Source organism: Streptomyces sp. NPDC091209, assembly GCF_044757755.1.
Classification (GTDB): Bacteria; Actinomycetota; Actinomycetes; order Streptomycetales; family Streptomycetaceae; genus Streptomyces.
The window spans coordinates 24,588-50,055 of the sequence record NZ_JBIVVR010000013.1 but is presented as its reverse complement, the minus strand read 5'-3'; the positions used below and the strand labels follow the sequence as shown (position 1 = coordinate 50,055).

Annotated in this window: 25 protein-coding genes; 10 read left to right on the top strand and 15 right to left on the bottom strand. The window is 70.1% G+C overall.

Going from position 1 to position 25,468, the window contains the following annotated elements; translation table 11 throughout:
- Nucleotides 1-2: 2 nt before the first annotated feature.
- From ACIQRL_RS31485 to ACIQRL_RS31460, 6 genes are read right to left on the bottom strand one after another with little or no spacing between them, the layout of a single operon-like run.
- On the bottom strand, nt 3-1,316 hold the full coding sequence (locus ACIQRL_RS31485; protein ID WP_401337890.1) for a beta-ketoacyl-[acyl-carrier-protein] synthase family protein: 1,314 nt from the start codon (nt 1,314-1,316) through the stop codon (nt 3-5).
- Complete coding sequence (locus ACIQRL_RS31480; RefSeq protein ID WP_401337888.1) at nt 1,313-2,605, bottom strand: beta-ketoacyl synthase N-terminal-like domain-containing protein; 1,293 nt, start codon at nt 2,603-2,605, stop codon at nt 1,313-1,315. Before ACIQRL_RS31480 ends, ACIQRL_RS31485 begins: the two co-directional genes overlap by 4 nt.
- Nucleotides 2,595-3,401 (bottom strand): SDR family NAD(P)-dependent oxidoreductase, encoded by an 807-nt coding sequence (locus tag ACIQRL_RS31475; RefSeq protein WP_401337886.1) that lies wholly within the window; start codon nt 3,399-3,401, stop codon nt 2,595-2,597. Before ACIQRL_RS31475 ends, ACIQRL_RS31480 begins: the two co-directional genes overlap by 11 nt.
- Nucleotides 3,401-3,874 carry a hypothetical protein gene (locus ACIQRL_RS31470; protein ID WP_401337884.1) on the bottom strand — a complete coding sequence of 158 codons (474 nt, stop codon included), beginning with the start codon at nt 3,872-3,874 and terminating at the stop codon, nt 3,401-3,403. The genes ACIQRL_RS31475 and ACIQRL_RS31470 overlap by 1 nt, the downstream gene beginning before the upstream one ends.
- 25 nt (nt 3,875-3,899) lie before the next feature.
- Entirely contained in the window at nt 3,900-4,667 is a 768-nt protein-coding gene (locus tag ACIQRL_RS31465; protein ID WP_401337882.1) for an SDR family NAD(P)-dependent oxidoreductase, read from the bottom strand.
- Entirely contained in the window at nt 4,660-4,929 is a 270-nt protein-coding gene (locus tag ACIQRL_RS31460; RefSeq protein ID WP_401337880.1) for a phosphopantetheine-binding protein, read from the bottom strand. The genes ACIQRL_RS31465 and ACIQRL_RS31460 overlap by 8 nt, the downstream gene beginning before the upstream one ends.
- Nucleotides 4,930-5,369: 440 nt before the next feature.
- Here ACIQRL_RS31460 and ACIQRL_RS31455 point away from each other — a divergent pair, with 440 nt between their 5' ends.
- The gene (locus ACIQRL_RS31455; protein WP_401337878.1) at nt 5,370-5,984 is read left to right on the top strand and encodes a helix-turn-helix domain-containing protein; all 615 of its coding nucleotides are present in this window, start codon (nt 5,370-5,372) and stop codon (nt 5,982-5,984) included.
- Nucleotides 5,985-6,183: 199 nt separating this feature from the next.
- On the opposite strand, the gene ACIQRL_RS31450 is transcribed toward ACIQRL_RS31455, so the two are convergent.
- Together ACIQRL_RS31450 and ACIQRL_RS31445 are read right to left on the bottom strand one after the other, a co-directional pair.
- Entirely contained in the window at nt 6,184-7,500 is a 1,317-nt protein-coding gene (locus ACIQRL_RS31450; protein WP_401337876.1) for an alpha-amylase family protein, read from the bottom strand.
- Nucleotides 7,501-7,511: 11 nt separating this feature from the next.
- Nucleotides 7,512-8,015: a MarR family winged helix-turn-helix transcriptional regulator gene (locus ACIQRL_RS31445; RefSeq protein ID WP_401337874.1), complete on the bottom strand. Its 504-nt coding sequence runs from the start codon at nt 8,013-8,015 to the stop codon at nt 7,512-7,514.
- A gap of 144 nt (nt 8,016-8,159) precedes the next feature.
- On the opposite strand from ACIQRL_RS31445, the gene ACIQRL_RS31440 reads away from it, so the two are divergent.
- From ACIQRL_RS31440 to ACIQRL_RS31420, 5 genes are all read left to right on the top strand, one after another.
- Nucleotides 8,160-9,740, top strand: coding sequence for an FUSC family protein (locus tag ACIQRL_RS31440; protein WP_401337872.1), 1,581 nt, complete (start codon nt 8,160-8,162; stop codon nt 9,738-9,740).
- A 276-nt stretch (nt 9,741-10,016) separates the two neighbouring features.
- Complete coding sequence (locus ACIQRL_RS31435) at nt 10,017-10,592, top strand: hypothetical protein (protein WP_401337870.1); 576 nt, start codon at nt 10,017-10,019, stop codon at nt 10,590-10,592.
- A gap of 22 nt (nt 10,593-10,614) precedes the next feature.
- Nucleotides 10,615-11,289 carry an alpha/beta fold hydrolase gene (locus tag ACIQRL_RS31430; RefSeq protein WP_401337868.1) on the top strand — a complete coding sequence of 225 codons (675 nt, stop codon included), beginning with the start codon at nt 10,615-10,617 and terminating at the stop codon, nt 11,287-11,289.
- A gap of 200 nt (nt 11,290-11,489) precedes the next feature.
- On the top strand, nt 11,490-12,089 hold the full coding sequence (locus tag ACIQRL_RS31425) for a 1,4-alpha-glucan branching protein (RefSeq protein ID WP_401337866.1): 600 nt from the start codon (nt 11,490-11,492) through the stop codon (nt 12,087-12,089).
- A gap of 200 nt (nt 12,090-12,289) precedes the next feature.
- The gene (locus ACIQRL_RS31420; RefSeq protein WP_401337864.1) at nt 12,290-13,024 is read left to right on the top strand and encodes a hypothetical protein; all 735 of its coding nucleotides are present in this window, start codon (nt 12,290-12,292) and stop codon (nt 13,022-13,024) included.
- A 180-nt stretch (nt 13,025-13,204) separates the two neighbouring features.
- Here the strand turns inward: ACIQRL_RS31420 and ACIQRL_RS31415 are convergent, their stop codons facing one another.
- Both ACIQRL_RS31415 and ACIQRL_RS31410 read right to left on the bottom strand, forming a co-directional pair.
- The gene (locus ACIQRL_RS31415) at nt 13,205-15,127 is read right to left on the bottom strand and encodes a glycoside hydrolase family 5 protein (protein ID WP_401337863.1); all 1,923 of its coding nucleotides are present in this window, start codon (nt 15,125-15,127) and stop codon (nt 13,205-13,207) included.
- 372 nt (nt 15,128-15,499) lie between these two features.
- Nucleotides 15,500-15,679 (bottom strand): hypothetical protein, encoded by a 180-nt coding sequence (locus tag ACIQRL_RS31410; RefSeq protein ID WP_401337861.1) that lies wholly within the window; start codon nt 15,677-15,679, stop codon nt 15,500-15,502.
- A gap of 21 nt (nt 15,680-15,700) precedes the next feature.
- Here ACIQRL_RS31410 and ACIQRL_RS31405 point away from each other — a divergent pair, with 21 nt between their 5' ends.
- Nucleotides 15,701-16,378 (top strand): hypothetical protein, encoded by a 678-nt coding sequence (locus ACIQRL_RS31405; RefSeq protein ID WP_401337860.1) that lies wholly within the window; start codon nt 15,701-15,703, stop codon nt 16,376-16,378.
- Nucleotides 16,379-16,476: 98 nt separating this feature from the next.
- On the opposite strand, the gene ACIQRL_RS31400 is transcribed toward ACIQRL_RS31405, so the two are convergent.
- The 3 genes from ACIQRL_RS31400 to ACIQRL_RS31390 all read right to left on the bottom strand — a co-directional run bounded on the left by ACIQRL_RS31400 (nt 16,477) and on the right by ACIQRL_RS31390 (nt 19,798).
- Complete coding sequence (locus ACIQRL_RS31400; protein WP_401337859.1) at nt 16,477-18,063, bottom strand: peptidoglycan-binding protein; 1,587 nt, start codon at nt 18,061-18,063, stop codon at nt 16,477-16,479.
- Between the two features lie 667 nt (nt 18,064-18,730).
- Nucleotides 18,731-19,333: a GNAT family N-acetyltransferase gene (locus tag ACIQRL_RS31395; protein WP_401337857.1), complete on the bottom strand. Its 603-nt coding sequence runs from the start codon at nt 19,331-19,333 to the stop codon at nt 18,731-18,733.
- Nucleotides 19,334-19,486: 153 nt separating this feature from the next.
- Nucleotides 19,487-19,798, bottom strand: coding sequence for a WhiB family transcriptional regulator (locus tag ACIQRL_RS31390; protein ID WP_401337855.1), 312 nt, complete (start codon nt 19,796-19,798; stop codon nt 19,487-19,489).
- A gap of 255 nt (nt 19,799-20,053) precedes the next feature.
- Between ACIQRL_RS31390 and ACIQRL_RS31385 the strand changes: the two genes are divergently transcribed.
- Nucleotides 20,054-20,419: a nuclear transport factor 2 family protein gene (locus ACIQRL_RS31385; protein WP_401337853.1), complete on the top strand. Its 366-nt coding sequence runs from the start codon at nt 20,054-20,056 to the stop codon at nt 20,417-20,419.
- Between the two features lie 129 nt (nt 20,420-20,548).
- Here the strand turns inward: ACIQRL_RS31385 and ACIQRL_RS31380 are convergent, their stop codons facing one another.
- Complete coding sequence (locus ACIQRL_RS31380; protein ID WP_401337852.1) at nt 20,549-21,550, bottom strand: Lrp/AsnC family transcriptional regulator; 1,002 nt, start codon at nt 21,548-21,550, stop codon at nt 20,549-20,551.
- A 172-nt stretch (nt 21,551-21,722) separates the two neighbouring features.
- Here ACIQRL_RS31380 and ACIQRL_RS31375 point away from each other — a divergent pair, with 172 nt between their 5' ends.
- A complete protein-coding gene (locus ACIQRL_RS31375; protein WP_401337850.1) occupies nt 21,723-23,156 on the top strand; it encodes an MFS transporter in 1,434 nt (477 codons plus the stop codon).
- A gap of 253 nt (nt 23,157-23,409) precedes the next feature.
- Here the strand turns inward: ACIQRL_RS31375 and msrA are convergent, their stop codons facing one another.
- A complete protein-coding gene (gene msrA, locus ACIQRL_RS31370) occupies nt 23,410-23,922 on the bottom strand; it encodes a peptide-methionine (S)-S-oxide reductase MsrA (protein ID WP_401337848.1) in 513 nt (170 codons plus the stop codon).
- A 341-nt stretch (nt 23,923-24,263) separates the two neighbouring features.
- Between msrA and ACIQRL_RS31365 the strand changes: the two genes are divergently transcribed.
- Nucleotides 24,264-25,232: an MHYT domain-containing protein gene (locus ACIQRL_RS31365; protein ID WP_401337847.1), complete on the top strand. Its 969-nt coding sequence runs from the start codon at nt 24,264-24,266 to the stop codon at nt 25,230-25,232.
- Nucleotides 25,233-25,468 lie beyond the last annotated feature (236 nt).

Here is a 25,468-nt window from a genome sequence, read left to right as displayed (position 1 = left end):
GCTCACACCGGCTGGGGTGCCGGCCGTGGCGTGGCCGGACGGCGGAAGAGCATCGAGGCGTACTGGCCGCCGAAACCGAAGGAGTTCTTCAGCACGGTGCCGACCGGTCGCCGGACCGGGGTCAGGGACGTACGCACGGCGCAGGCGGGGTCGGGCTCGGTGCAGGTGGTGACGGGCGGGATGATTCCGCGGCACATCGTGAGGGCCGCGACCGCCGTTTCCACCACACCGGACGCCGCGGAGCCGTGCCCGGTGAGTGACTTCACGGCGCTGACGTCGAGGTCCGCCATCCGTTCACCGAAGAGCCGGTGCAGTGCGCGGGCTTCGGTGACGTCGTTGAGGCGGGTGGAGGTGCCGTGGGCATTGATGGTGTCGACGTCGTCCGGGTGCGCGTCGGCCTGTTCGAGGGCGGTCCGCATGACCCGTTCGATCATCTCCACGCTGGGAGCGGTCATATGGCGGGTGTCCACCGCCAGCCCCCAGCCACCGATGACGGCGTAGGTCTGCGCCAGGCCGCGCCGGGCGGCGTGCTCGGCGGTCTCCAGGACGAGCGCGCCGGCGGACTCGTTGATGACCATGCCCGTGCGGCGTTCGTCGAAGGGCATGGAGGCCTGGGCGGGGTCGCCCTTCCAGCGCGACAGCGCCATGAGCTGACCGTACTGGGAGAGCACGTACGGTGTGTTGCGGGAGACGGCCGCCGACACCACCGCGTACTGCGCGCGTCCCGAGCGCAGGAGCCGGGCGGCTTCCGCGATGGCACGCAGGCCTCCGGAGCAGGTGGCTTCCAGCCGTACGGGGATGACGGGCGTCCCGAGGCGTTCGGTGATCTCGGTCGGGTAGGCGGACAAGTCGCGTGTCTCGGGCGGGAGATGCTTGCCCCGCAGGTGTTCCAGGACGGCCGAGGGTTCGTTGCCGATCCTGTCGTAGCGATCGGCGAGGTCTTCCATGTGCGTGACGTAGTCCTGCGGAAACGATCCCGTGGGGCCCGGCCACACGCGCGCGTAGACCAGGGCGGCCGGCCCGTCCTCCGCGGGCAGTTCACCGAGGCGGGCGTCGGCAAGGGCCTGGTCCACCGCGGCGAGCATGAGGGAGTCTCCCCAGGACCGGTCGGGTGCGCCGTAGTCGGCGGCGACCTTCGCCTTGACGTCCTCGGGAATCAGCCCGGCCGTCCAGCCGCAGGGCAGTCCGCCGGTGTCCATCCGTTCTTCCAGGACCACTCCGGAGCGGCCTTCGAGGTTGGCCGACCAGAAGGTCTCGACGTCCCCGCCGATGGGGGTGATCACCCCCATGCCGGTGATGACGATGTCGCCGCTCATGTGCGTGCCTTCCCGTCGTCGGCCGAAGCCCCGTGCGCCGATGCGACGACGAGGGCTCCCGCCGCTGTCGAGTGGTGTCCCTGGTTGAACGCCGTGATCAGCGCTGTCGGGGCCGGGCCCAGCGGACGGGTCTCCCCCATGACCGGATCGACACCGCCGAGTCCGGGGTCCGGGCGACGCAGCAGGCCCACGGGAGGAAGTTCGCCGCGCCCGAGGCTCTCCACGACCAGCGCGGTGTCGATGAGTGCCGAGCACTCGAAGGCGTTGCCGATGGTGCCCTTCGACCCGGTGACGGGAAGGCTGCCCACGCGCGGCAGTACCGCCTGGGTCTCCACGCGGTCGAGGCGGGCCGAGCCGGCGCCGTGTGCCCACCACACCGTGGGCGTGGTGGGCGCGTCGCCGAGTACGGTGTCGACGACAAGCCCCGCCGAGGCCTCGATGTCGGGGGCGACCATTACCTCGCAGCCGGCCAGCCGGGCCAGCGCCGTTCCGCGCGCGCTGTCGGCGCGCTCCAGCAGGATGGCGGCGGCACCTTGACCGACCAGGGTCCCCGCCCTGTCGGCGTCGAAGGGTCCGGCACCGGCGGTGGCACGCGTGCCGAGCGGTTCGTCCTGGTCGAACGCGGCCATCGCGGTGATCGTCAGCGGCGCTCCCACGCCGACGACGAGCATCCGGTCGAGTTCGCCGCTCTCCAACAGCCTTACGGCCAGGGCGAGTGCGCCCGTGCCGCCCGCCGCGGCCTCGCCGTAGGCCGCGACGTTCGATCCCCGGAATCCGCTGGCCATGGAGACGAACTGGCCGAGCTGGGAGGGGATTCCGCGTATGTAGGAGTAGTCGGGCACCTCGTCGTGCAGGAACTTCGCGAGTGGCCTGGGGTCGTTGCGGAAGCGGGAGGCGAGCTGCGGGATGACGTCGCTCAGTTCGTCGCTGCTGCTGCCCACCGCCATCACGGTCCCGCCGCGTACGTCCTCCGTGTCTCCGGTGATCCCGGCCTGTTCCAGCGCCTGACGGGCGACGGCGACCGCCCAACGGGCCGACTGGTTCGCGTACTTGCCGGCGTTGGCCCAGTCACGGCCGGCGGGCCAGGTGATCTCCGCGGTGTCGACGGCGGCCGACGGCCACGGCAGTGCGGGGGCCGGTCCGTCCTGGCCGCCGGTGTCGAAGAACGTCTTGCCGGCGGCCATGGCCTCCCACAGCCGGGCCGGGCCGATGCCCGCCGGGGAGATCACACCGATGCCGGTGACCACGATGCCGTGACGGTCCTGCCGCCCGGCGCGTTCACTCGCCACGCCGGCCTCCACCGCTGATGCCGCCCCACAGGCGGTATCCGCCGTCCACCGTGATGGTCTGCCCGGCGATCCAGGACGCCTCCTCCAGGCAGAGCAGGGCCACCACGTCGGCACTGTTCTCCGGCGTCGTCATGCGGTCGCCCGGCCATGGGGAGACGGACAGTTCCTTGGTGACGCCGTGGGCGAAGTCGGGCCGGACCTTGAAGACCCCGGTCTGTACGAGTCCGGGACGCACGCAGTTGGCGACGATGCCGTACGGCGCCAGCTCGTAGGAGAGGTAGTCGGTCAGCGCCTCGAGTCCCGCCTTGGCCGCGGCGAAGAGACCCGCGCGCGGGATGATGCGCGTGGTCGTGGAGTTGGTGATGGTGATGAAGCGGGCTCCCGCGCGGTCCCGCATCAACGGGAGCGCGTGCTTGGCGAGCAGCCAGGTGGCCCGGGAGTTGGTGTCCTGCACGAACTGCCAGTCGCCGAGGGAGGCTTCGGCGAGCCGGGCGAACTTGGTGGCGGCCGCGTTCTGCACGAGGATGTGGAGGTCCTGGTGGATCTCGCCGATCTCGGTGATCAGGTTCTCGATCTCCGCGGGCTCGCTCAGATCGGCGCGGTGCAGGGTCACTTCCGTACCTTGCTCGCCGAGTTCCGCGGCGAGTTCCTTGGCCGGGCCCTCCCGGTCGACGTAGTTGATCGCCAGGGTCGCTCCCCAGGCCGCGAGTTTACGGGTGATGCCCGCGCCGATGCCCCGCGAGCCGCCGGTCACCAGGGCCACCCGCCCCTTGAGCGGCTGATACTGACTGTCCATCACTGAACCCTTCCTGCCGCTGCCGTCCGCTGCGCGGCGTGCCGCAGCAGTACGACGCTCATGCGTCCGATGGCGTACGTCCGGTCGTTCTCGTCGAACACCCGGCGTGTGGTTTCGACCAGGCCGAGCCGGTCGTCGATCTCCTCCGCCCGGTCGGTGGAGGTGGTGAACCAGAACGGGGTGTCGGGGTACAGCGGTCTGACGAAGTCCCAGCTCAGCCTGCGCATACCGACGATGGCGGCCGGGGAGCCGTGCTGGACCACCCAGCCCGAGGTGATGGAGTGGATGAAGCCCCCGGGCACGATGCGCTGCCGGCGGTCGGTGCCCTGGGCGAAGTCGTCGCTGTCGTGCACCGGGTGCTTCTCCCCCATCAGATCGAGGAGTTGGTCAAGGAGCGCGCCGCCGAAAACCACCGGCCCGAACCTGCGCACCGGTGCGTGCGCCAGGTCCTCCCAGTACTTCACTGCCCCCACGGCTGTGCCTCCGTTCGCCCCGGGTTCACCGGGCTCGCCGACCCGGGCTGCGCATGATCATGCGGCCGCCGTCCACCGTGAACGTCTGGCCCTGGATGTAGTCCGCCTCGTCACGGGCGAGGAAGGCGATCAGTCCGCTGATGTCCTCGGGCAGCCCCCAGCGGGTGCCGTCACTGTCCGAGCCGAGCTGATCGGCGACGGCCGCGGTCATCTCGGTGCGGACCTTGCCGGGAGCCACGCAGTTGACCCGGATGCCCTTGCGTCCGACCTCGACGGCCAGGGCGCGGGTGAGGGCCTCGATGCCGCCCTTGGAGGCCGCGTAGGCGCTCTGGCCCGGTCCTGGTGTGCGCGCCGAGTTGGAGGAGATGTTGATGATGCGGCCCCAGCCCTGGTCGAGCATCGCCGGCAGAACCGCCCGGCTGGTCAGGAAGGGGCCGGTGAGATTGGTCCGCAGAACGTTCTCCCAGCGGTCGGTACGGGTCACCGCGAGGAGTTGGTCGTCGATCACCGCCGCGTTGTTGACCAGGACGTGCAGCGCCCCCTCCTGCGCGGTCACCTGCTCGACCAGGTCCTCGACCTGTGCCTCGTCGCCCACGTCCGCCTGGTGCAGTGCGGCGCGACCGCCGGCGGCCTCGATCTCCTTCACCACGCGGCGTCCGGCGTCCAGGGCGCTGCGGCAGACGAGGTGCACGGTGAGTCCGTCGGCGGCGAGCCGGTGGGAGACAGCGGCACCGATCCCCCGCGAACCACCCGTGACGAGAGCGACGCGCGTGGTCGCGGCCGCCTCAGGCACGACTGCCGGCGGCTACGACGGCCACGATCGAGGCGATGCTGCGGTGGTGCTCGTCGGCTTCGGCGTTCCACTGGTCGAGGTCGAACTCGACGCCGAAGTGCCGGTTGATGCGTCGGGCGAGCTGCAGCAGGTCCAGCGAGTCGAGGCCCAGGTCCTCGACCACGGAGTGTCCCGGCTCGACGGTCTGATCGGCTGTGCCCGGCTTGACTTCCTTGATCAGTTCGATGATTTCGCTCAGAGCGGCGTTGGACACGGTTGTCATTGCATTCCTCCGCGGATTTGACAGGAGCAGGAGTGCCCGGCACCTCTGGCCGGGCAATCCATGTCAGCAGAGCGGCGAATGAGCCAGCAAGGCCGTTATGCAGCGTGATTCAGGACACCAACTGGGCCGCTTAGGCGGCGCCGACACAAAACCCCATGTGGATGCGCGGATCTCACCACTCCACTTCTCGGACAAAATGAACCAAACATCCCTGGAGAGGAAAGGGATCCCCATGCAGAGTAAAGTAAAGTAAAGCCTCCTTGACTCTTCATCGACGCCATCCATAGCGTCGATATACGTGAGCCCAAGTAAAGACCAAAACGGGCCCTCCTAGTGGTACGCAATCCTCGGGTCCCGGCATCGACCGAATCAGTGGGCGTCATCGATCGACATACCATCGGACGCATCACGCAACCGGCAGTCTCGATATCCAGGGGGCAGTGGTGGGGCGGAGCAGAACGCCGATCCCGCAATCCGCGCAGTGCTACGAACTGGCTCAGTGGCTACGCTCGCTGCGTCAACAGTCCGGACTCACCTACCGACAGATGGCGGAGCTGACCGAGGGCCTCCGGATCGCGGATCCGGCGTGTTCCGCCGTCACCCTGTCCCGGGCGGACCGCGGCACCTTCCTGCCCCGTCGCCATGTCGTGGAAGCATATGCGCAGGTCTGCGGCGCCACGCGGCGCGAGGCCCGACTGCGCTGGGAGCAGGCGGCGCGGCAATCCGGCCACACTCCCGACGGCCGCGAGGTTCCCTCCGCGCCGCGCGTCGGACGCAAACTCGAACTCGTATACCACCCGGCCCATCTCCTGGAGGCGATGCACCAGGCACGGCTCGCCGCTGGCCAGCCGTCCTTGCGCGAAATGGAGAAGAAGGCCCGCGACCTGGGCGCGGGACCATTGCCGCGCAGCACGGTCGCAGACATTCTGGCCGGTTTTCGCATGCCTTCGGAGGAACTCCTCGTCGCCTATGTCCAGGCATGCGGACAGCACGGGCGCCGGCTTACTCTCTGGCGCAATGCATGGGCTCGCGCATTCAGCGCCGACGCCGCGTGAAGCAAGTGTCCGAAATCGACTTCTGAGGAAATTTAAACAAGGCGAGGATTACCAGGCAATTAACACGGTGGAAGCGTTTCCCGACAGGACTGATTTGAGGCATCGACCGTTTTCACGGACGTACCGTCATGACCGACGCTCCATCCCCTGCCCTCGCCCTGGCCGATGTCCGAAAAATTGAGGGCTCGGCGGCGAGGAATCAATTATGGCTTCCCGATGTCGTGGCGATGAACCAGCCCATGGGTGGAAGCGAGACGGAACCCGTCATGGAATCGACGGAAGCGTCACCCGCGACCGGTGTCCATGACGCGGCCGGAATACCGGCGGTGGCCGGAGCCGGGCCGAAGTTCAGGGCGACCACGAGGGTGGAGCCGGCGTCGGGCGCGGCCAGGGTGTAGCTGAGGACGTTGTTGTCGAGGGAGTGGATCCTGGTCTGAGCACGTACAAGCCAGGGATGGCGGCGACGCATGCCCACCAGGGTCTGGTGAAGCCGCTGGACGGCCAGCCCGTCGGGGCCGAGATCCGACGGGGAGACGGGAAACACGGGACGGATGGCATCGTCGCCGCCCGCGCGGTCCTCCTTGACGCCCTCCCAGGCACGCTCGTCTCCCGCGTAGATGGACGGTGTCCCCCCGACGGTGAACAGCACGGTGAGCGCGTGCGCCAGGTGACGGGGCTCGCCCAGCCGGCTGGCGACGCGCGTGACGTCGTGGTTGCCGACGAATGTCTGGGGCGCGAAGGTGTCGACCATGGCGTTGTGGCGCTTGAGCGCCCAGGCCAGTTCATGCGGGTTGCCGTCGTTGAGCGAGCTCCAGATCGCCTTCCACAGCTCGTACTGCGTCACGGTGTCCAGTCCGCCCTCGGTGACGTACGCCGCGTAGTCGCCGTGGATCACCTCACCGCTGAACCAGACACCGGGATGGCGAGCCCTGACCCGATCCGTGACCGTGCGCCAGAACGGCCGCGGAACCGCGTAGGCGGCATCCAGCCGCCAGCCGGCGATTCCCCGGTCGAGCCAGTGGTCGAGGACCTCGACGACATGCTCGGCGACCGCGGGGGACGCGTGGTTCAGGGCGACGAGATGACGGTGCCCCTCGAAGGTCCGGAAGTCGTCGCCCTCGGGGACGAACCAGTCCGCGTACGGGGAGGCGGTGCCGCGCCGCGCCACATCGGCGAAGGGGGCGAAGGACCTGCCGACATGGTTGAAGACGCCGTCGAGCAGGACGCGGACCCCGCGCGACGCGGCGCGGTCGACCAGTTCGAGCAGGTCGCCCTCCGTGCCCAGGCGGGGATCGACACGGAAGTAGTCGGTCGTGTCGTAGCCGTGGGTCTCGGCGGCGAAGACGGGCCCCAGGGCGAGGCCGTTGCAGCCGAGCCCGACCAGATGGTCCAGCCAGTCGACGAGAACCGGCAGGCGGTGCCGCACGGGTGCGCCGTCAGGCAGTGCGGTCGGCTCCGCTCCCAGAAAGCTCAGGGGATGGACGTGCCACCAGATGGCGTGGTCGGGCCAGGACACGGGAGCCTCCGTCAGTGGGGTCGGGTCGTGGAGCCGGGCACGGTTTTCGAGGAGTCGGCGAGGCGGTTCATCAGGCGGGCGGCGAGCAGCAGGACCTGACGCTCCGTCTCGGTGAGGTCGACGAGTGCGATGTCGAGCCATGCGTCGCGCTGCGCCATGTCACGGGCGAGGGCTTCACGGCCTGCTTCCGTCAGCTGCACCACGCGCTGCCGACCGTCGTGCATGTCGCGCGTCCGGCTGATCAGACCCTCCTGCTCAAGGTCCGCGAAAACCCGCGTCAGCGACTGCGGCTGCTGGTGGTCGGCGGCGGCCAGCGCTCCGGCCGGCATCGGTCCGTTGCGCCGCAGGTGGCCGAGGACGCTGCTCTTGTTCAGGCTGAGCCCGTCCGCGGGGCGCTCCGCGCTCAGCCGGCGGGCGAGCCGGATGACACCCTGCCGGATCTCGGCGGACGCCCGGCCGTCCCGCGGCTCGCGCTCGGATCGCTCCGCGTTCTCGCGCTCTGTTCGCTCTCCCATCACATTGCTAAGGTATCACTTACGATACGACTGGAGGGTGAATCTCCAGATGGCTTGTTCCAGGGGTTTTCCGGGCGGTGGTTCTACGTGTTGCGTAGCTTTTTGAGGTCGACGCGCCGTGCGCTGCACTTCGATCCACGAGGGATGTACCTGCGTACGACGGCCGTGAGCATGGCCACCGTGCTGGGCACGTACGGCTGGGCGCTGCTCGTCGAGCACGAGGCGGGGCTGCACGTGGACAGCGTGGTGCAGGCGGTGGTGATCGCCTCGGCGCTCGGCCGTGTGCAACGCCTTTTCGACCGAACCGACCGACTGGTGGCCTGCGTCGTGCTGCCCTGCGCGGCGGCGGCGGGCGCGGAGCTGAGCACGTTGATCCAGCGGCACCCCGACACGGGGGACGCGGCGTTCGTCCTGGGAGTCGTGGCGGCGATCTGGGTACGCCGATTCGGAGCGCGCGCCACCCGGGCGGGCACGCTCGTCGTTCTGCCGCTGATAGCGGTCCTGGTGGTGCCCGCCGGAGCGGTGCCCGTGAGCGGGCACGAGCGCACCGCCTGGGCGGCCGTGACGGCACTGGCCGCGGTCGCCTGGGGAACCGTCGTGACGTGGACGGCACAGCGCACCGGTCTGGTGCCGCGGCCACCGTCCGCGAAGGTGACCACGGCGCCCCGCGCCCCGCGCCGGTGGCTGCCCGCCAGTACGCGGATGGCTCTGCAGATGGCGACGGCGTTGGCCGCCGCGTTCGCCGTCGGCCGGAATCTGTGGCCGGACCACTGGGCGTGGGTGGTACTCACCGCGTTCCTGGTGTGCAGCGGGGCGCGCAGCCGCGGGGACGTGCTGGTCAAGGGAGCCTGGCGAACGCTCGGCGCGGCGGCCGGCACGGTGGTGGCCACCGCTGTATCCGGACAGTTCGGGCCGCGGTCGGACACCGCGGTCGTCGTGATCTTCGTCGTGCTGGCCGTGGCCACATGGCTGCGCGAACTCAGCTACGCGTACTGGGCGGGCTGCGTCACCGCCGTGCTCTCGCTGCTCTACGACTGGTTCGGGCAGAGCCCCGGAGACCTTCTGCACACCCGGTTGGCGGGCATCGCGGTCGGCGCGGTTCTCGGCGTGGCGGCTTCCTGGCTCGTCCTGCCCATCCGTACCGAGGCGGTCGTACGGGCCCGTACCGCGGCGGCGCTGTCGGGGCTGGGCGAGTTGATGGAGGCCGACTGGCGCAGCGGTCCGGCCGTGCGTACGGCGCAGGCTCGATTCGCCTATCGCGTCGAGCAGTTGGGGGTCGTGACGGCTCCGATGCGGATCCTGGCCGCTGTGCCCGTACCCCGGGCGGTGTCCGTTGGGTGGCATCCGGACCGCTTCACGCTCCGGTCCGTGGCGGCGCTCCGGCGCTGCGGCGACCCCGTCGACGACCTCGCCGACGCCGTCGGGGCGGCACCGGACGCGCTCACCGCCGACCCTGCCGTGCTGCGACGGCGTACTCAGGTCGCGGCGCACGCACTCTCCGTGCGCCGGGCGATCGGCCGCCGTCCGGACCCGCCCGCCGCGGTGGAGACGGCGCCGTCGGAGCAATCCCCGACGGCTGGGGCCGCGGCCCCGGTCAGCCGATCCGCCCCCGCCGCCCTCATCGCCCTCGATGCGATCGACGCCCAACTCGACCTACTCAGCACGTTGTTCGGGTCGCCGTCGACTGTGCCCCCATCCGAGACGACCGCCGCCGCGGCCAACTGAACGACCGGCAGCGGCGGCCGAACCCCGATCGACGGCACGCTCATGGATACGGGTCGGAGTCGGCCGCGAGCGCCTCGAAGACGGCCGGTGTTCCGGATCCGGCGATGCCGTCGATCGGACCTGTGCAGCCGTGGTGCTCCTTGAGATCATGTTGGCGGCTCGGGACAGGCCCTCAGCTCGGTGGACGCGAGGTTCGCGGGCCGCCCGGCTGTGTCGACAGGTCGGCATGGCGTTATTTCCCCTGCCCTGGCCAGGTGTCGGTCTAGGTTGGCCGCCATGGACACCCCTGGCCTTGAATATCGCTATGTCGGACCCAGTGACCTGAAGGCACTTGTCCGGCCGGGCGGAGAAGGTGCGGGCATCCGCTCGGCGGCGGACTTCGCTCAGTGGGTTTCGGCCCGCAGCGCGGAAGAGTCGGCCGAGCCGTTCACGTTCGTGGTCGACACCGAGGGTGTACTCCGGTTGGCGCCGCGTCGAAGCGAGCATGTGGTCTGCGCGGGCGGGGAAACGGTGCTCAGTGCTGGTGAGGTGAGCTTCAGCGAGGAGTCCGGCCGGTGGGTGGTCGACGAGGTCAGCAACCAGTCGACCGGATACTGCCCCGACGTCGGCTCGTGGCCCGCTGTTGCGGATGCTCTGCGGCGAGCCGGGTTCGACCGCCCCGACGGGTTCACCCACCCGGTGGTGTTCCGTCGGTGTGTGTCATGCCAAGAGGTCAACGTCGTGCGCGAGGACGACTTCGTGTGCGTGTTCTGTGGCGAGGCCCTGCCGGCTTCCTGGAACATCGACCACCAAAGGTGCCAGGTCGTCACAGCGACCGATGACTTTCGTCGCTCCCGGCGGTCTACGTCTTGAGCTGACACAGGCGGAGGCGAGGATGAGCGTGTTTGTCTTGGTTCCCGGGGCCGGGGGTTCGGCCTGGTACTGGCATCGGGTGGTGTCCGAGTTGCGGGCAAGGGGGCATGAGGCGCTCGCCGTCGATCTGCCGGGCGCCGACGAGTCCTCGGGGCTGCCCGAGTACACCGACGCGGTGGTCGCCGCGATCGGCGACCGCGACGATGTCGTGCTGGTGGCCCAGTCGATGGGCGGCTTCACCGCGCCGATGGCATGCGCCCGTGTTCCCGTAGGACTCCTGGTGCTCGTCAATGCGATGGTGCCGCTGCCGGGCGAGACTCCCGGGCAGTGGTGGGGCAACACCGGCTCGGAGCCGGCCCGCCTCGCGGCGTCGGAAGCAGGCGGATACGGAGCCGAGTTCGACCTGGACACCTACTTCCTGCACGACGTACCGGCCGAGGTCGCCGCCGCCGGAGCGGACCACGAACGGCCCGAGGCCGACATCGCCTTCGGCCAGCCCTGTGACATCGAGCGATGGCCCGACGTCACCACGCGCGTGCTCGCCGCGACCGGGGACCGCTTCTTCCCCCTGGAGTTCCAACGCCGGGTGGCCCGCGACCGCCTCGGGATCGAGGCCGAAACCGTTCCCGGTGGGCACCTGGCCGCACTGTCACACCCGGCTCCCCTGGTCGACCGGATGGTCGAGCGGCTGCCGTGAGTCGCCCGGGAGCCGGGTGCGACATGGCTTCCGGTGTCCGGTGACACCACGCGGGTCGGGAACGCGGCCGTCGGAGCTCGACCGGACAACGGGCAGGTCTACGAGGCCGGTTGCCGCCGCCCGGGACGCACAGAGGGTTCCTATAGGTTCGATCACATCCCGTTGGAGAACGGGCCCGACCTACGCGTGAGGAAGCTCGCATGGCCGAAATCCACCACACCACCATGACGCCCACCAAGCTAGAACTGCTCACCGCCTGGCTGCCGAAGCAGAGTTGGTACGTGGGCGACACGGACGCGCCTGAACTGGTCAAGGTCGGCGGGTTCCGTCTGGACGATCCCGAGGGCGCGGTGGGCATCGAGTTCATGGTCGTGGTCGACGCCGGCGCGCGGGAACCGGTGGCGTATCTGGTGCCGATGGGCTACCGGGGCGAGGTGCTGCGAGATGCGCCCGCCGAGGCGTTGATCGGCACCTCCGAGCACGGGGTGCTGGGCACCCGATGGCTCTACGACGGCGTCCACGACCCGGTGGTGACGGCACAGTTGGGCGCGCTCCTGCGCGGTGAGGCGGCAGCGCAGCAGCAGAGCCGGAGCGACACCCCTGACCCGACCGTCACTGTGCACGGAGCCGGCCCTGGGGACGTGTTCGACGTTCAGGTGAACCGCGTCCTGAAGTCGGAGGAGGCCGCGCCGGGGTCGTACGGACGCCTCGTCGCCGGATGGGCCTGGCCGGACGGAACAGCCGTACGGGGAGTGCTCGCGACCGTGGAGCCACGGCCAGAGGTCGCGCGCACGCGGTAGGCGTGTGCTCTCCGATCCCTGCCGGGCGACAGATCGTATCCCCCCGGCACGAAGCTCGTTGAAGTGGTCATCGCGCAAACGCCCCCGACGGATGCGCGGCATGTGAGGGCCCGAATCCCTGCCCGGTCTCGGGCCCTCACTCTTACCCCCCGTCGCCCACCGGCGGAGGATCCACCGGGTCCGTGCCATGATCCGCCCTCATGAAGACGCCGAATCAGTCCCTGGTCCGGGCCGCCGCCCACAACAACGCCGAGTGGTGCGCGGCGATCAGCCGGTCCCACGGTGTGGCGGGCGAGTTCGGGGAACAGGCGTGGGCCGCCCCGTCCCGCACTCCGCTGTACTACCCGGACGCGGTGACGCTGGTACCCGGTGCGGATCCGGCCGCGCTGGTGGACCGGATCGACACCGCCGCGCCGGGCGCCTCCGTCAAGGACAGCTTCGCCGACCTCGACCTGGCGACGGCCGGTTTCCAGGTTCTGTTCGACGCCCGGTGGATCCACCGCCCGGCGAACGAACCCGTCGGTCCCTCGGGTCTCGCGTGGGACGTTGCGGGTGACGCGGAGACACTGCGCGACTGGGCGACGGCCTGGGACGACGGGAACGGCAACGCGGACCTGTTCCGCCCCGAGCTGCTCGACGACCCGGCCACCTTCGTGCTCGCCGGACACTCCGCCGACGGTCGGGTGGTCGCCGGAGCGGTGGCGAGCCGCAGCGACCAGGTCATCGGAGTCTCCAACGTCTTCGCACTCGACGGTGGGCCCGACACGGCCTGGCCGGTCGTCCTGGACGCCGTCCACCGACTGTGTCCCACCCTGCCGGTCGTCGGCTACGAGCACGGCGACGCCCTCGCGGCCGCCGTGCGGCACGGCTTCGAGCCGGTCGGCCCCCTGCGGATCTGGACCCACCCGGGCAGGACCGACACGGGGCAGGGCTGATGGTCCGGAGTCGGAGGGACACACGGACGGGACCCAGCCGGCCGGTGTGAGGGCTGGTCGGCGGGGTCCCGGCGTCGAGGGCTCTCGCGGGGCTGTACGTCGCTCACGGCACGGCACGGTGCGACTCGGGCGGACCTTCTGCCCGGCGCACGGACCGCGTCCGTTCCGGTCGAACGGTGATCAGTTCAGTTTGCGGCACAGCAGGGCGGCCGGACCCTGGCCGGCGCCCACGCGAGTTGTGAAGGCGATCCCCGCTGCGTACTCGTCGTCGGCGCACTGGCCCTTGTAGTCGCCGTTCGCGAAGTCACCGCCTGCCGCGTTGACGGGCCGGTTGTCGGAACGGTCGAACCACACGGTGCGTCCGGCGCCCGCCGGTGAGGAGCCGGCGGGAACGCACAGGGCCGCCGATGTCCGGCCGCCGCGGCGGCTGTAGCCGATGAGGAAGTTACCTGCCGGACACTGCAACTTGGTGTATCCGGAGGCCCAGTCGCCGCCCGCCGGGACATAGCGCTCGTCGGTGACGACGGTCTGGGTGTCGGCCGCGGAGCGCAGGTCGCCGGTGGAGACGTCGGTGCACAACGCGCGGACGCCGCTGTGGCCGAGACCGATCAGCCGCTCGCCGTCGGGACAAGCGGCTTTGGACGCACCCGAGTTCCAGTCCCCGCCGGCCCGCACCCGGAGCGACTGCACATAGTCGCCGTGGTCGGTGGCCAGCATGCGCCAGCTCGGTACCGCCGTGACGGACCCGGTGCGGGTCGGGGCGGTCATGAGCCGGTTCCAGGCGGTCCCGCGCCAGTCGGACTGGTCGAGGATGCCGTACCGGTTGCCGGCGGTGTCGTAGCGCAGCAGGGACCAGTCGTCGTGGCCCTCCCAGCCGACGAGCGGCCAGTAGGCGAAGTCGACGTCGTGGTCGGCGAAGTAGTCGGTGATGTTGCCGAACCAGGTGCGGGCGGCCGTGTTCGTCTCACCCGCCCCGATGCCGAACTCACTGATCCACACCGGCGCGGTGAAGTGCTGGTTCTCCTCCGAGGAGACGAAGAAGGCCTCGTCGTCGAGGACTTGGTAGAGCTGGTCGCGTGTGAGGTCCTGGTAGCGGGCGTCGTGGGTTTCGCCGATCCCGGTGGCGCCGCTGTGGTTGGGGCCGGTGTAACCGTAGAAGTGGGCGGAGTACACGAGCTTGTGGGCGGCGACGAGGGTGTGCGAGAGCATGCGCGCGGGGGTGAGGGTGGGGCGCCCGTGCGGCAGCCCGTCGACCGGCAGGCCCGTCCAGTTGATCCCCTCGATGACGATGAGGAGGTTGGGGTTGGCCTCGGAGAGGATGCGGTCCGCGGCGAGCTGGGCGGCCGCGTACCAGTCGTGGGCGTCGCCCAGGCCCCAGTTGGGGTCGTCCAGTACGTCACGGCGTACCTCGTTGTAGAGGTCGGCGCCCACCACCCCCGGATCACCGGCGTAGCGACGGGCCATGAAGACCCAGTCGTCCGCCCACTGCTGGGTCGACTGCCCGCTGTTCCAGCGTTCGTTGCCGTCGACGCCGCAGCACCATCGTGAGGTGTTCGTGTGGTTGTTGAGGATGACCGCGAACCCGTCCTGGGTGAGCGCGGCGACCACGGCGTCGTAGACCTGCAGGGGTGTCTTGCCGCGCAACCCCGGGTTGGCCGTGACGGCGGCGTCCGGCACCGGCGTCGTCGTGTGGATCATCTCGTTGGAGAAGGGGAGCCGGATGCTGTTGATGCCCAGCCGATGGAAATCGCCCAGCAGTTGGGGCAGGGTGGCGCGGTCCAGGCCGAGGGGGATGCCGTAGGAGTCCTGGCCGGCGTGGTGGTTGGCCGGGTCGTCGATGCTGCCGCTGCCCGTCCAGGAGCCCTGCGCTCCGTCCCAGTTGGCCGACTTCAGCCGGAAACGGTTGCCGTTGGCGTCCACGATGTACCGCCCGCGGGTGGACAGCGGCGGTTGCCAGGTCTCGGCCGCCGGAGCGGCGGCGGAGGCCGCCTGCGCGTTGCCCACAGGATCCGCGGTGGCGGCCACGGCTCCGGGAGCCGCGGCCAGCAGCAGAAGGGCCGCGGCCGCTAATGTCAGGTACTTGCCAAATCTGAGGGTGGGCATCGGACCTCTATGAGTGGATGTCGATACGCGGACGGAAGGATCTCTGCCGGTCGGCGCCCAAGGAGCGGTGCCGGCCGGTGTGTTCCGGTGTGACGGGCCGAGTCGGCTCTTGCGCGAGCGGCGGCCCGCCGGTCTGCGGACGCCCGCTGCCGCCTCGGCGGCCGGGTCGCGCCGCCGTGCTCGTAGAAACGGGGTGGTGATGGACGAGTCGCTCGTGACCGGCACGTCGGCCGCGTCACGTGCGCTTCGCCCTCCCCGCTGACCACAGGTATGGACCTGAGCCTAGCGGGAGGGCGGAGCCCGGGCGACGGTTCCGGTCAGGCGTGACACTCGGCACGCAAAGGTGTGCCCGCGGACGCCGTGGTCGAGACGTCAACGCGTCCGGCGGCGCACCCTCAGCGGCCGCTTCACCATCGCGCGGACCCGCCACCACGACTTGCGTGCCGCGGAGGTCTCGGTGGAGTAGGTGACGGACACCGTCAACTCCCCTTCGGGGTCGCGGCCCAGGGACGTGCCCTCGGGCGGGTGTTTCTCGTGCGGAGTCCGCGCCATTCGCTCTCCTATGAAGGTTGCGTGCCGCGGTTGACGCGGAAGCCGTTGCCGGGCCCGGCCGTCGGAAGGAGCAGCCCGCCGGAGCTGAGCGCGCGGCGGGACCGGATCAACTGCCGGCGGATCGTGACCCGCAACATCCTCGCCCTGGCCGCCGGCGTCGGCCGCACGGCGTGCTGGAACCTCGCCCCGGAGATCCCCGGCTATCGCGACCGGCTCAACCTGATGGGATTCCTCTTCGGCAAACTGGCACTGCTCGACTACGACGGTACCGAGCTGTCGGTCCGCCACCCGTCGGCCGACACGTTCGCGCTCCTGGCCGCACAGCTGAAGGATGTCGAGCGTGTGCGCCGCGTCGCCGCCGGGCAGGACCCCGACCTCTACGTTTACGCGGTGGAGCGGCACGGGCGCGGCGCTCTGGAGGTCATCTGGACCGCCGGTGACGTGTTCGCGGGCGAGGAACTGGCGGCCACGCCCGTCGCCCGCTCCTGGCCGCACACGCAGGCGCACGCCGTCGACGCCTTCGGCACTCCCGTGCCGGTGACGCACGACGGAGGGGTCGTCACCTTGCCGGTCTCGGTGACGCCGGTGTTCCTCTCCACCGAACCGATGTCCGAGCCGACGCCCTGGCCGGTACCCGAACCGGCACCCGGGTCGGCCACGGCGCGACCGGAGGGCCGGTGCGGACGTTCCGGCGGCTGACAGGCCGTGATCCATCCGGTGGTGAGGGATGGATCACGGCCCTGCCGGGTCAGCCGACCGGTCGGTCCGGCCCGCCGGCGGGCCAGTCGTCCGGTTGGTCAGCGGACGCGGATGAACAGCACGTCGTATCCGCTGTTCGTGCCGCGGGTCTTGACGTAGACGCCGTCCGAACCGCCGTTGGGGTTGCCCGTGTTGCCCTCGACGGTGGTGAAGCTGGAGCCTCCGCTCACCGTCCGCACGATGCCTATGTGCTCGTGGCCGCCGGTGTAGTTGTTGCCACCGTCCCAGTCGAAGGCCACGATGTCGCCCGGCTGGGGGTCGGTCGTCACCGAGAGGTGGTAGTTGCCGGCCCGTGCCTGGTTGACCCAGCCCGAGACATAGGTGTTGCGGTAGGAGGTGGCACCCGTCTGCTTCGCCACCCAGCTCACGAAGGTCGCGCACCAGGCGTAGTTGCTGGTGGACATCGAGAGGCCCACGGCCGAACCGTAGCTGTTCGCCCGAGCGCTGCCCTCGACCGTGCCGGCCTCGGCCGCGGCCACATCGAGGATCTTGCTGTACCCGCCACCGGGCGGGGGCGACGTCGGCGGGGTGACCGCGCCGTACAGAGCGGCCTTGGTGTTCGAGCCCACCTGGCCGTCGACCGACAGGCCCTTCTCGGCCTGGAAGTCCCGGACCGCGCTGTCGGTCATCGACCCGAAGTCGCCGTCAACGGCGAGATCGGCCCCGTGGTGGTTGAGCAGGCTCTGCAGCTCGGTGACGCAGCCGCTCTTCTGGCCCTTCACGATGTTGCTCGGGCACGAGCTGGAGTTCAGGTTGATCGGGGCCGGCGCGCCGCTGCCACCGCCCGTGCTGATGTTCGCGTAGAGGGCGGTCTTGGTGTTCGGGCCGACCTCGCCATCGACGGAAAGACCCGCCGAGGACTGGAACGACCTCACGGCCGTCAGGGTCAGGGGCCCGAACTGGCCGTCCACGTCAAGGTGTTGTCCCTTGCCGTTGAGCAGGGCCTGCAGCGTGGCGACGCAACCGCCGCTCTCCCCCTCCACGATGTTCGAGGGGCAGGACGCCGATCGCAGGTCCAACGCCGTCGACGCCGACTCGTCGGTGTTGTACAGCTCCCGCTTGGTGTTCGTACCGACCTGGCCGTCGACCGACAGACCGTGCGAGGACTGGAAGCTGCGGACCGCGCTGTTCGTTCCCGACCCGAAGTCGCCGTCCACGTCGATCTCGTAGCCGAAGTGGCGGAGCAACCGCTGCAGTTCGGTGACGCATCCGCTCTTGTTGCCCTGGACGATGTTCGCCGGGCACGACGAGGACATGAGATTGATCGGTGCGGGCGCCGAGCCCCCGGTCGCGTACAGCTTGCCCTTGGTCTGGGGGCCCACCTGCCCGTCCACGGCGATCGCGACGGAGGACTGGTACTCGCGCACCGCGTAGAGCGTGTTCGCCCCGAAGTCGCCGTCCACCACCAGACCGGCACCGTGCGCGTTGAGGAGGTTCTGCAACTCCGTGACGCAGCCGCTCACCTGACCCTGCAGGATCACGCTGGGACAGGACGAGGAGGTCAGCTTGATGGCCGCGGGCGCCGCCGACGCCGGATTGGCACCGAGCAGGGTGCCCGCCGAGAGGAGCGCCGTCGTGGCGGCGAAGACCCCGATCCGGACCCTCCAGCCCGGTCTCGCGTTCATGATGCCCCCGCGCTGGACGCGCGCCGTGTCGGAGTGAACTGAAAATGAACTCTTTCTCATGACTGCGAAACATCTCCTTCTATGGATCTGCGGATTACCGTCGGGCGGGTCGACCGACGCGAAACCGCACAGTGCCGGGATTTGTTGTTCATGGAAGGTGACGGCCGCCCGGCATACGCTGCCTCAGGGCTGGATCCGGGAAATGGCGGAGAAATTGGCATTTTGACCGCGGCGGCACATTTGCGAGCCAACAGCCTTACGCAGCAAGGGAGTTGAGGTAGTCGAAAGTCATGATCGGGTTGTCGTTCCGCGCACGACGGTGACAGTTCACGCCCCTGCGCACAATGTCGCACCACACAACTGGCTGGATTTCACCGATGCCAGTGTCCGGTAAAAGACGCACATGGGACAGCCCTTGGAAATTCGATCCTTTTCGGCAGTCCGTCTCATTGAGCCGCTTCCCACCTCATTTCGCGCAGGCCGAGCGGAAGACGAAGATCGGCTGACCGAGGTCGGCACTGCGTGCGGAATCCGCGCGCAGTGCCGCGGCGGAGATCGCGGAGGATTCGCGGCGCCATGGGCGTGGCCATGGTTCGCTCGCCCTTGGCCTCATCGTGCGTGGGAGAGGCCGACAGGGCCGGAAGGTGGCCGCGCGTCCGGTGTCCGGTCAGGCGTCCCAGGCGCGAGGACGGCTCAACGCTTCCCATTCGGGGCGGAGCAGTGAGAACACAGCGACGTCGTGGCGCCGGCCGCGATGGAGACAGGCGGCGCGGCTGACGCCCTCCCGCACGAAGCCGGATTTGGCGAGCACCGCGAGGGCGGGGGCGTTAACGGTGTGAGTCTCCGCGGTGAGCCGGTACAGCGGGAGTTCACCGAACGCAAGGTCCACGAGAGCGTCGAGCGCGTCGGTGCCGTGACCGTGGCCCCGATGCCGCGGGTCGAGCATCAGCTCGACCTCCGCGGTTCCATCGGTCATGTTCTGGCAGCTCAGAGCGATGTGGCCGATGGGAGTGCCGTCCGGGAGCAGAACGAGGAAGTCGTCGCGATCGTCGTCGTCGCTGTCGCGTTCGATGCGCTCCCGCGTCGCGGTGAGTGAGCGCGGCCAGGTGCCGAATTGGTAGGCGTTCACCGGATCGGATCGCCAGCTCTGCAGAAGCTCGGTGTCCTCCACGTCGACAACGGCGAGACCAACAGCCTTGGCACGCCAGGAGAGTTGTCTGTCCGGCTCCGCAGCACGCTCGTCGTCCGTGCTCCCGGCGTCTTCGATCATGACCGGATGCTACGGGTGGCTCCAGGCCGGAGCCACCGGATTTCCCTGAGCACGGCAGGGCCTGCCGCTAGGCCCTGCCGTCCGGACACCACGCCGTTCCACGGTCCGCCGACGAGCCGGAAGCCCCGGCGCGCACATGGGTATGCGGGAGCGTCAACTCGCCCTCTGGGCGACCGCCGTGGCCTCGTGGGTGCGTTCGTGTTCCACTCGGGCCGTTTCCAGGAGGTGCAGCCAGGAGGTGACCGTCGGACGGCGGCGGAGCAGGGCACGGCGCTCACGCTCGGTCATGCCTCCCCAGACGCCGTGCTCGATGCGATGGTCCAGCGCATAGGCGAGGCACTCGGTGAGTACGGGGCAGCCGACGCACAGTATTTTGGCCCGGTTCTGCGCTGCGCCCTCGACGAACAGGTCGTCGGGATCGGCCGTACGGCACAATCCTCGGTCGCTCCAGTCGGTGCTCGTCATCTCGTGATGCCGTCCTCTCCCCTGGCCCCCGCCTGCGAGTTACCCGCCTGCCCTGGGCAACAGGCATATGACACTACGCCTTTCGAGGACCGTCACTCTATCTGCCGTACGCACCACACCTTCGAGTGAGCGCCGCTTGCCTCCCGCGCACAGCAGCGCTATGGAGGTGCCTGGACGGTCTACGGTCCGGGTCAGGACCTCCGGAGAGCGATACAGCCGTCCTTGCACCCTTCTTCGCGCAGGAAAGCAGGAGCCATGTCCCGGAACAAGCAGACCGTCGAGACCTATCTGGACGGCTTCCGCAAGAACGATCACGCACAGATCCTGAGCTGCCTGACCGACGACATCGAGTGGACGGTGTTCGGCGGCTTCCATCTGACCGGCAAGGAGGCGTACGACGCCGCCATCGAGGGCCCCGGCTTCGTCCCGCCTCCCCAACTGGAGGTCGTACGCATGGTCGAGGAGGACGACGTGGTCATGGCCGAACTCACCGGAACGGTGATGCGCGACACCGGAGAGGTGATGCGCATGTCGATGGCCGAGGTGTTCCGCATGCGCGACGGGAGGATCTGCGAACGCCGCGCCTGGGTGATCGACCTCAAGAAGAACGACTACGTCTGAGATCGTCGGCGGGGCAGCCCGCTGAGGCTTCCACATCCCTGCGCGAGCCGCCGTTCCCGTGAGAATCCAGATCCAGATTCCCGTGAATGCGCGAGGCCGCCCGCCTGTCGGCCGTGCCGGCGGCCGGGGTCAGCCCGCCCGCAGGGTCGCCGCGGCCTTGTAGGTGCGCAACACCGGCGCGGTCTCGATCCGCGTGACGGCGTCCCAGGCCACCCGCCGCGTCAGATAGTGGTGCAGGGCCTCCGCGTCGCGGCACAGCGCGTGGGCGACGAGGTTGGTCGGTCCTGTCGTCGCGGCGACCACCGCGAGTTCGTCGTGGCCGGCCAGCGCTGTCGCCACCGCATCCAGGTGTGCGGGGGCCACCTGCATCCACAGCAGCGAGGACACCGTCACACCCAGCAGTCCCGGATCGATGTCGACGTCGAAGAACAGCGCGCCGCGTGCCCGTAGTTCGGCCAGCCGGCGGGCGGCGGTGGACGCGGTGGTGCCGGTGGCGGCGGCCAGTTCCGCGTAGCTGAGGCGCGCGTCCTCGCGCAGCGCGGACACCAGCAGGCGGTCGGCGTCCGTGAGGAGGTGGGCGGGGGCGTCGGAGGTCGCCGGGTCAGCGGGGTTCGACGTGTCCGCCCTACCGGTCGCGGCGCGCAGCCGCGCCTCCTGGTCCGCGTCCAGGGCGTCGACCCGGCCGCGCCAGGCCGTCGGGCCGCCCAGGTAGGTGTGCAGCAGGTAGTGGGCGGACACCGCGGTGATCCCCGCGGTGCGGGGGATGTCGCGCAGCAGCAACGCGTGCGCGTCCGGTCCCGCGGGCGCGGTGTGGATGATCGCGACGATCTCGGTGCCTCCGGAGGTCAGTCGTACCCAGGAGGTGTCGGGGCGGCGGGCGAGCGCCAGCGCGATGTCGTGCGCGCTGCGCGTCGCGGCGGTCAGCCGCACGAACCACTGGTGGGTGCCGGAGCTGCCGGGCGTGGGCAGGGCGACCACGCGCAGCCCGGCCTGCGCGTACAGCCTGCGGTAGCGGCGGACCACTGTCTGGGTCGAGGAGCCGAGGACATCGGCGACGAGCGTGAACGGCGCCCGGGCGTCCACATGCAGCGCGTGGATCAATCCCCGGTCCAGTTCATCCAGTACGAGCATATTCACCAAATTAGCCGACCACGACGGAAGTAATCACTGAAGAACTTCGGAGAAATGGAAGCACGTGGGGACGGGACGGCACGCTGGTCACCGGCCGCCCGCCGTGCGGCGACCGTCCCGTCCGCGGTCCGGCCACCACCGACACACCCGTGCAGTCCCCGGGGGGAGACCCATGTCCCGCACCACGCAGCGCACCGCCGGCCCCGGCCGTCCCGTCACCGTCGCCCCGCCTGGCTCCGGCCGCCGTGGGCTCGCCCTCGCCGCGGTGCTGACCGCCGAGGCGATGAACCTCCTCGACGCCACGATCGTCCAGGTCGCCGGCCCCGTCATCCACACCGACCTCGGCGGGGTACGGGCCACGATCCCGTGGTTCAGCGCCGCATACACCCTCGCGTTCGCCCTCGGCCTGCTGACCGGCGCCCGGCTCGGCGACATCGCCGGGCGCAGGCGCGTCTTCCGCGTCGGGGTCGTCGTGTTCGCCGCCACCTCGCTGGCCTGCGCGCTCGCGCCGGGCGCCGTGACGCTGATCGCGCTGCGTGCCGTGCAGGGTGCGGCGGCGGCCGCGATCATCCCGCAGACCTTCGGGCTGATCCGGGCCATGTACAAGGGCGACGAACTCACCCGGGCCCTCGGCATGATCGGTCCGGTCATGGGCCTGTCCGCGGTCCTCGGCCCGGTCCTCGGCGGCGTCCTGACCCACGCCGACCTGTTCGGCTCCTCGTGGCGCGCGGTCTTCCTCGTCAACCTCCCGCCGGCCGCCGCCGTCCTGGCTGCGTCCCGGTACCTGACCGAGGACCGGGCGCCGGCACGGCCCCGTCTCGACCCGGCCGGCACCGTCCTCGCCATGCTCGGCACCGCCCTGGTCGTGTGCCCGCCGGCCTCCGGCGGTCCCGGGCCCGCGGGGTGGGCCTTCGCGGCTGCGGGAGCCGTGGTTCTGGGTTTGTTCGTGGTCCATCAGCGCCGCGCCGGGCGCCGCGGCCACGCGCCGCTGATCGAGCCGGCCCTGCTGCGCGGCCGGGCGTTTCCCGCCGCGCTGGCCACGTCGACACTGTTCTTCGCGGTGATGAACGGCGTCATGATCACCGTGGTCCTGCACCTCGAACTCGGCCTGCACGACGGCCCGCTCACCGCGGGACTCACTCTGCTGCCCTGGTCGGCCGGTCTCGCGTTCGGCTCCTGGACCGCGGGCACGCATCTGGTCACGCGGTACGGGACGCGCGTCATGCACACCGGTATCGCCGTCCTGGCGATCGGCCTGGCGGCCGCCGTCCTGGCGTACCGCTGCGCGGACCCGGGCGGCTATCCGGCCGCACTGCCCGTGGCGCTCGCCGTCGCCGGGCTGGGTACCGGCCTGTTCACCCCGCCGTTCTTCAGTACGGCGCTCAGCGGCGTCGGCCCGCAGGAGACCGGCTCGGCCGCCGGTTTGCTCAACGCCGTACAGCAACTCGGCGGCACACTCGGTGTCGCGGTCGTCGGCGGCATCTACCTGGGGGCGGCCGGCAACGCGCGCACCGCGGCCCAGCACGCGCTGGGGGTCGCCGCGGTGATCCTGGCCGCGACGGCGGTGGCGGCCAGGGTCATGACCGCGCGGCCCGGCGCCCGCTGACGACCCGCTGCCGCCGGCCCACCGCCGTCCTCGTACGGCCGGGACATCCCGGACGCGGTCGGGAAGGGCCGGGCCACCGCCCCTGACCGGGAACGGCCCGGCCGGCCTCGGCGGCGTACGCATGGGAACCACGGGGTGGCGGGCGGGCCACCCGTAACGGGCACCCGCACCCGCACATGGCGCCCGTCAGTGACCGAAACGGGGACGACGCCACAGCCCGCAAGCGGCGCGGGCGTGGGGCGTCAGGCCCGGCTCAGGACTCCGCGCGCCTCGGCAGCCGCCAGTTCGGACGTACGAAGTGGCAGGTGTAGCCGTCGGGGTAGCGCTGCAGGTAGTCCTGGTGTTCCGGCTCCGCCTCCCAGAACGGACCGGCCGGGGCCACCTCGGTGACCACCTTCCCCGGCCACAGCCCGGAGGCGTCGACATCGGCGATGGTCTCCTCGGCGACACGCTTCTGCTCGTCGTCGACGTAGAAGATGGCGGACCGGTAGCTGAGACCGATGTCGTTGCCCTGGCGGTTCTTCGTCGACGGGTCGTGGATCTGGAAGAAGTACTCCAGGATCGTCCGGTAGTCGGTCTTCGTGGGATCGAACGTGATCTCGATCGCCTCGGCATGCGTTCCATGGTTGCGATACGTCGCGTTCGCCACGTCACCGCCGCTGTATCCCACCCGGGTGTCCAGCACGCCCGGGAACGTCCTGATCAGATCCTGCACGCCCCAGAAGCAGCCGCCCGCCAGCAGCGCCTTCTCCTTGTTCCGGCTCATCGCACGCACCCTTCTTCCTCGTCTTCGTCGGACTCGCACAGGCGCCACCGCACGCGCTCCCGGCGATCCGTCTCCCCCGCCGTCGCAGCAACGTGGCTCCGAACTGCACAAGGCCGGAAGGACCCGTCGAAATTCCCGGTCCGGCCCCCGGGACGTAAGAGAGGCCGGTGCGGGGCCGGAGCCCGGTCGGCCCTGGTCCCCGACCGGCCGGACCGACCGCGCGCTCGACACCGATAACGATCGCGCAAGTTTCAACCAACATCGGCCTGAGAATTTGCTATCGCTACCAGTAAAAGGGCTCAATGTCCTTGCTATGTCAGCAGAAAAGCGTTAGGGAGCGGATGAACGGCACGATCGACGGCTTCAGCTACGGGCTGGTCACCCCGGTGGCCGCCTACGTCATGGCCTGTGTGGGCTCGGCGTTGGGGCTGCGCTGTGTGGTGCGGACGGTGCACCATGAGCCCGGCTGGAGGCTGGGCTGGCTCGCGCTGGGAGCCAGTGCTCTCGGCTGTGGCATCTGGACGATGCACTTCATCGCCATGACCGGCTTTTCCGTGGCGGAGACACCCATTACCTACAACGTCCCGCTGACCGTGCTCAGCCTGGTCGTGGCCATCGTGGTGGTCTCCGCGGGCGTGTTCATCGTCGGGCACCGCGGTGCCACGCGCGCAGCCCTCACCGTGGGCGGCTCCATCACCGGTCTCGGCGTCGCGACGATGCACTACCTCGGCATGTTCGCGATGCATCTCAACGGAGAGCTCCGCTACAACGCGTTCACCGTAACCCTGTCGGTCATCATCGCCCTCGTCGCGGCGACCGCCGCGCTGTGGGCCGCCGTCTCCGTGCAGGGCTTCCTCCGCACCCTCGGCGCCAGCCTCGTCATGGGCCTGGCCGTCACCGGCATGCACTACACGGGCATGGCCGCGGTGAGCGTCCATCTCCACAACGGCATCGGCGCGACCAGCGGCGGCAAGGACAGCGCCTCGCTCCTGCTGCCCATGCTCCTGGGCCCGATCATCTTCCTCATCCTCGCCGCGGCCATCGTCATGTTCGACCCGGTCCTGATCCTCGGCGACGGCGACTGGGACAAGTCGGCCCAGGGCCGTTCCAAGGTCGTGGCGCGCGGAAACCTGATGCAGGTGCGGGTGTCCGGGGCCGAGACCTCCTCGGCGCCGATGGCACACGCCGGCCGGCAGGCCGACGGCTGGTCGTCTGCGGCACCCCAGTGGCCCGCCGCCGCCGAGAGCGCGCCCAACTACAGCGACACGGGCGCCGGTGACCCCTACGGAGCCCGGTACGAGGCGGAGTAGTCCCACCCCACCCCGTCGATGGCCCGGTCGGCGCGCTCACCTTCGCGCTCCTGCCGGGCCATCGCCGCATCACCGCATCACCGCATCACCGCATCACCGCATCACCGCATCACCGCATCACCGCATCACCGCATCACCGCATCTGGCGGACGGTTTCAGCTCGGATCCACGGCAGAGCGTGCCCGGCAGGCGGTGCGGTCGTACCCGATTCCCGCAGCGGCGCGGACCGTGCCGCG

What these genes read in the sequence shown, in the direction of transcription:
- msrA (WP_401337848.1), bottom strand. Translation starts at nt 23,922, where the DNA reads ATGAGCCGGAACAAGGAGAAGGCGCTGCTGGCGGGCGGCTGCTTCTGG.
- ACIQRL_RS31400 (WP_401337859.1), bottom strand. Translation starts at nt 18,063, where the DNA reads ATGAACGCGAGACCGGGCTGGAGGGTCCGGATCGGGGTCTTCGCCGCC.
- ACIQRL_RS31425 (WP_401337866.1), top strand. Translation starts at nt 11,490, where the DNA reads ATGGCCGAAATCCACCACACCACCATGACGCCCACCAAGCTAGAACTG.
- ACIQRL_RS31475 (WP_401337886.1), bottom strand. Translation starts at nt 3,401, where the DNA reads ATGGACAGTCAGTATCAGCCGCTCAAGGGGCGGGTGGCCCTGGTGACC.
- ACIQRL_RS31415 (WP_401337863.1), bottom strand. Translation starts at nt 15,127, where the DNA reads ATGCCCACCCTCAGATTTGGCAAGTACCTGACATTAGCGGCCGCGGCC.
- ACIQRL_RS31365 (WP_401337847.1), top strand. Translation starts at nt 24,264, where the DNA reads ATGAACGGCACGATCGACGGCTTCAGCTACGGGCTGGTCACCCCGGTG.
- ACIQRL_RS31385 (WP_401337853.1), top strand. Translation starts at nt 20,054, where the DNA reads ATGTCCCGGAACAAGCAGACCGTCGAGACCTATCTGGACGGCTTCCGC.
- ACIQRL_RS31435 (WP_401337870.1), top strand. Translation starts at nt 10,017, where the DNA reads ATGGACACCCCTGGCCTTGAATATCGCTATGTCGGACCCAGTGACCTG.
- ACIQRL_RS31395 (WP_401337857.1), bottom strand. Translation starts at nt 19,333, where the DNA reads ATGATCGAAGACGCCGGGAGCACGGACGACGAGCGTGCTGCGGAGCCG.
- ACIQRL_RS31460 (WP_401337880.1), bottom strand. Translation starts at nt 4,929, where the DNA reads ATGACAACCGTGTCCAACGCCGCTCTGAGCGAAATCATCGAACTGATC.
- ACIQRL_RS31380 (WP_401337852.1), bottom strand. Translation starts at nt 21,550, where the DNA reads ATGCTCGTACTGGATGAACTGGACCGGGGATTGATCCACGCGCTGCAT.
- ACIQRL_RS31375 (WP_401337850.1), top strand. Translation starts at nt 21,723, where the DNA reads ATGTCCCGCACCACGCAGCGCACCGCCGGCCCCGGCCGTCCCGTCACC.
- ACIQRL_RS31420 (WP_401337864.1), top strand. Translation starts at nt 12,290, where the DNA reads ATGAAGACGCCGAATCAGTCCCTGGTCCGGGCCGCCGCCCACAACAAC.
- ACIQRL_RS31440 (WP_401337872.1), top strand. Translation starts at nt 8,160, where the DNA reads ATGTACCTGCGTACGACGGCCGTGAGCATGGCCACCGTGCTGGGCACG.
- ACIQRL_RS31410 (WP_401337861.1), bottom strand. Translation starts at nt 15,679, where the DNA reads ATGGCGCGGACTCCGCACGAGAAACACCCGCCCGAGGGCACGTCCCTG.
- ACIQRL_RS31485 (WP_401337890.1), bottom strand. Translation starts at nt 1,316, where the DNA reads ATGAGCGGCGACATCGTCATCACCGGCATGGGGGTGATCACCCCCATC.
- ACIQRL_RS31445 (WP_401337874.1), bottom strand. Translation starts at nt 8,015, where the DNA reads ATGGGAGAGCGAACAGAGCGCGAGAACGCGGAGCGATCCGAGCGCGAG.
- ACIQRL_RS31390 (WP_401337855.1), bottom strand. Translation starts at nt 19,798, where the DNA reads ATGACGAGCACCGACTGGAGCGACCGAGGATTGTGCCGTACGGCCGAT.
- ACIQRL_RS31430 (WP_401337868.1), top strand. Translation starts at nt 10,615, where the DNA reads ATGAGCGTGTTTGTCTTGGTTCCCGGGGCCGGGGGTTCGGCCTGGTAC.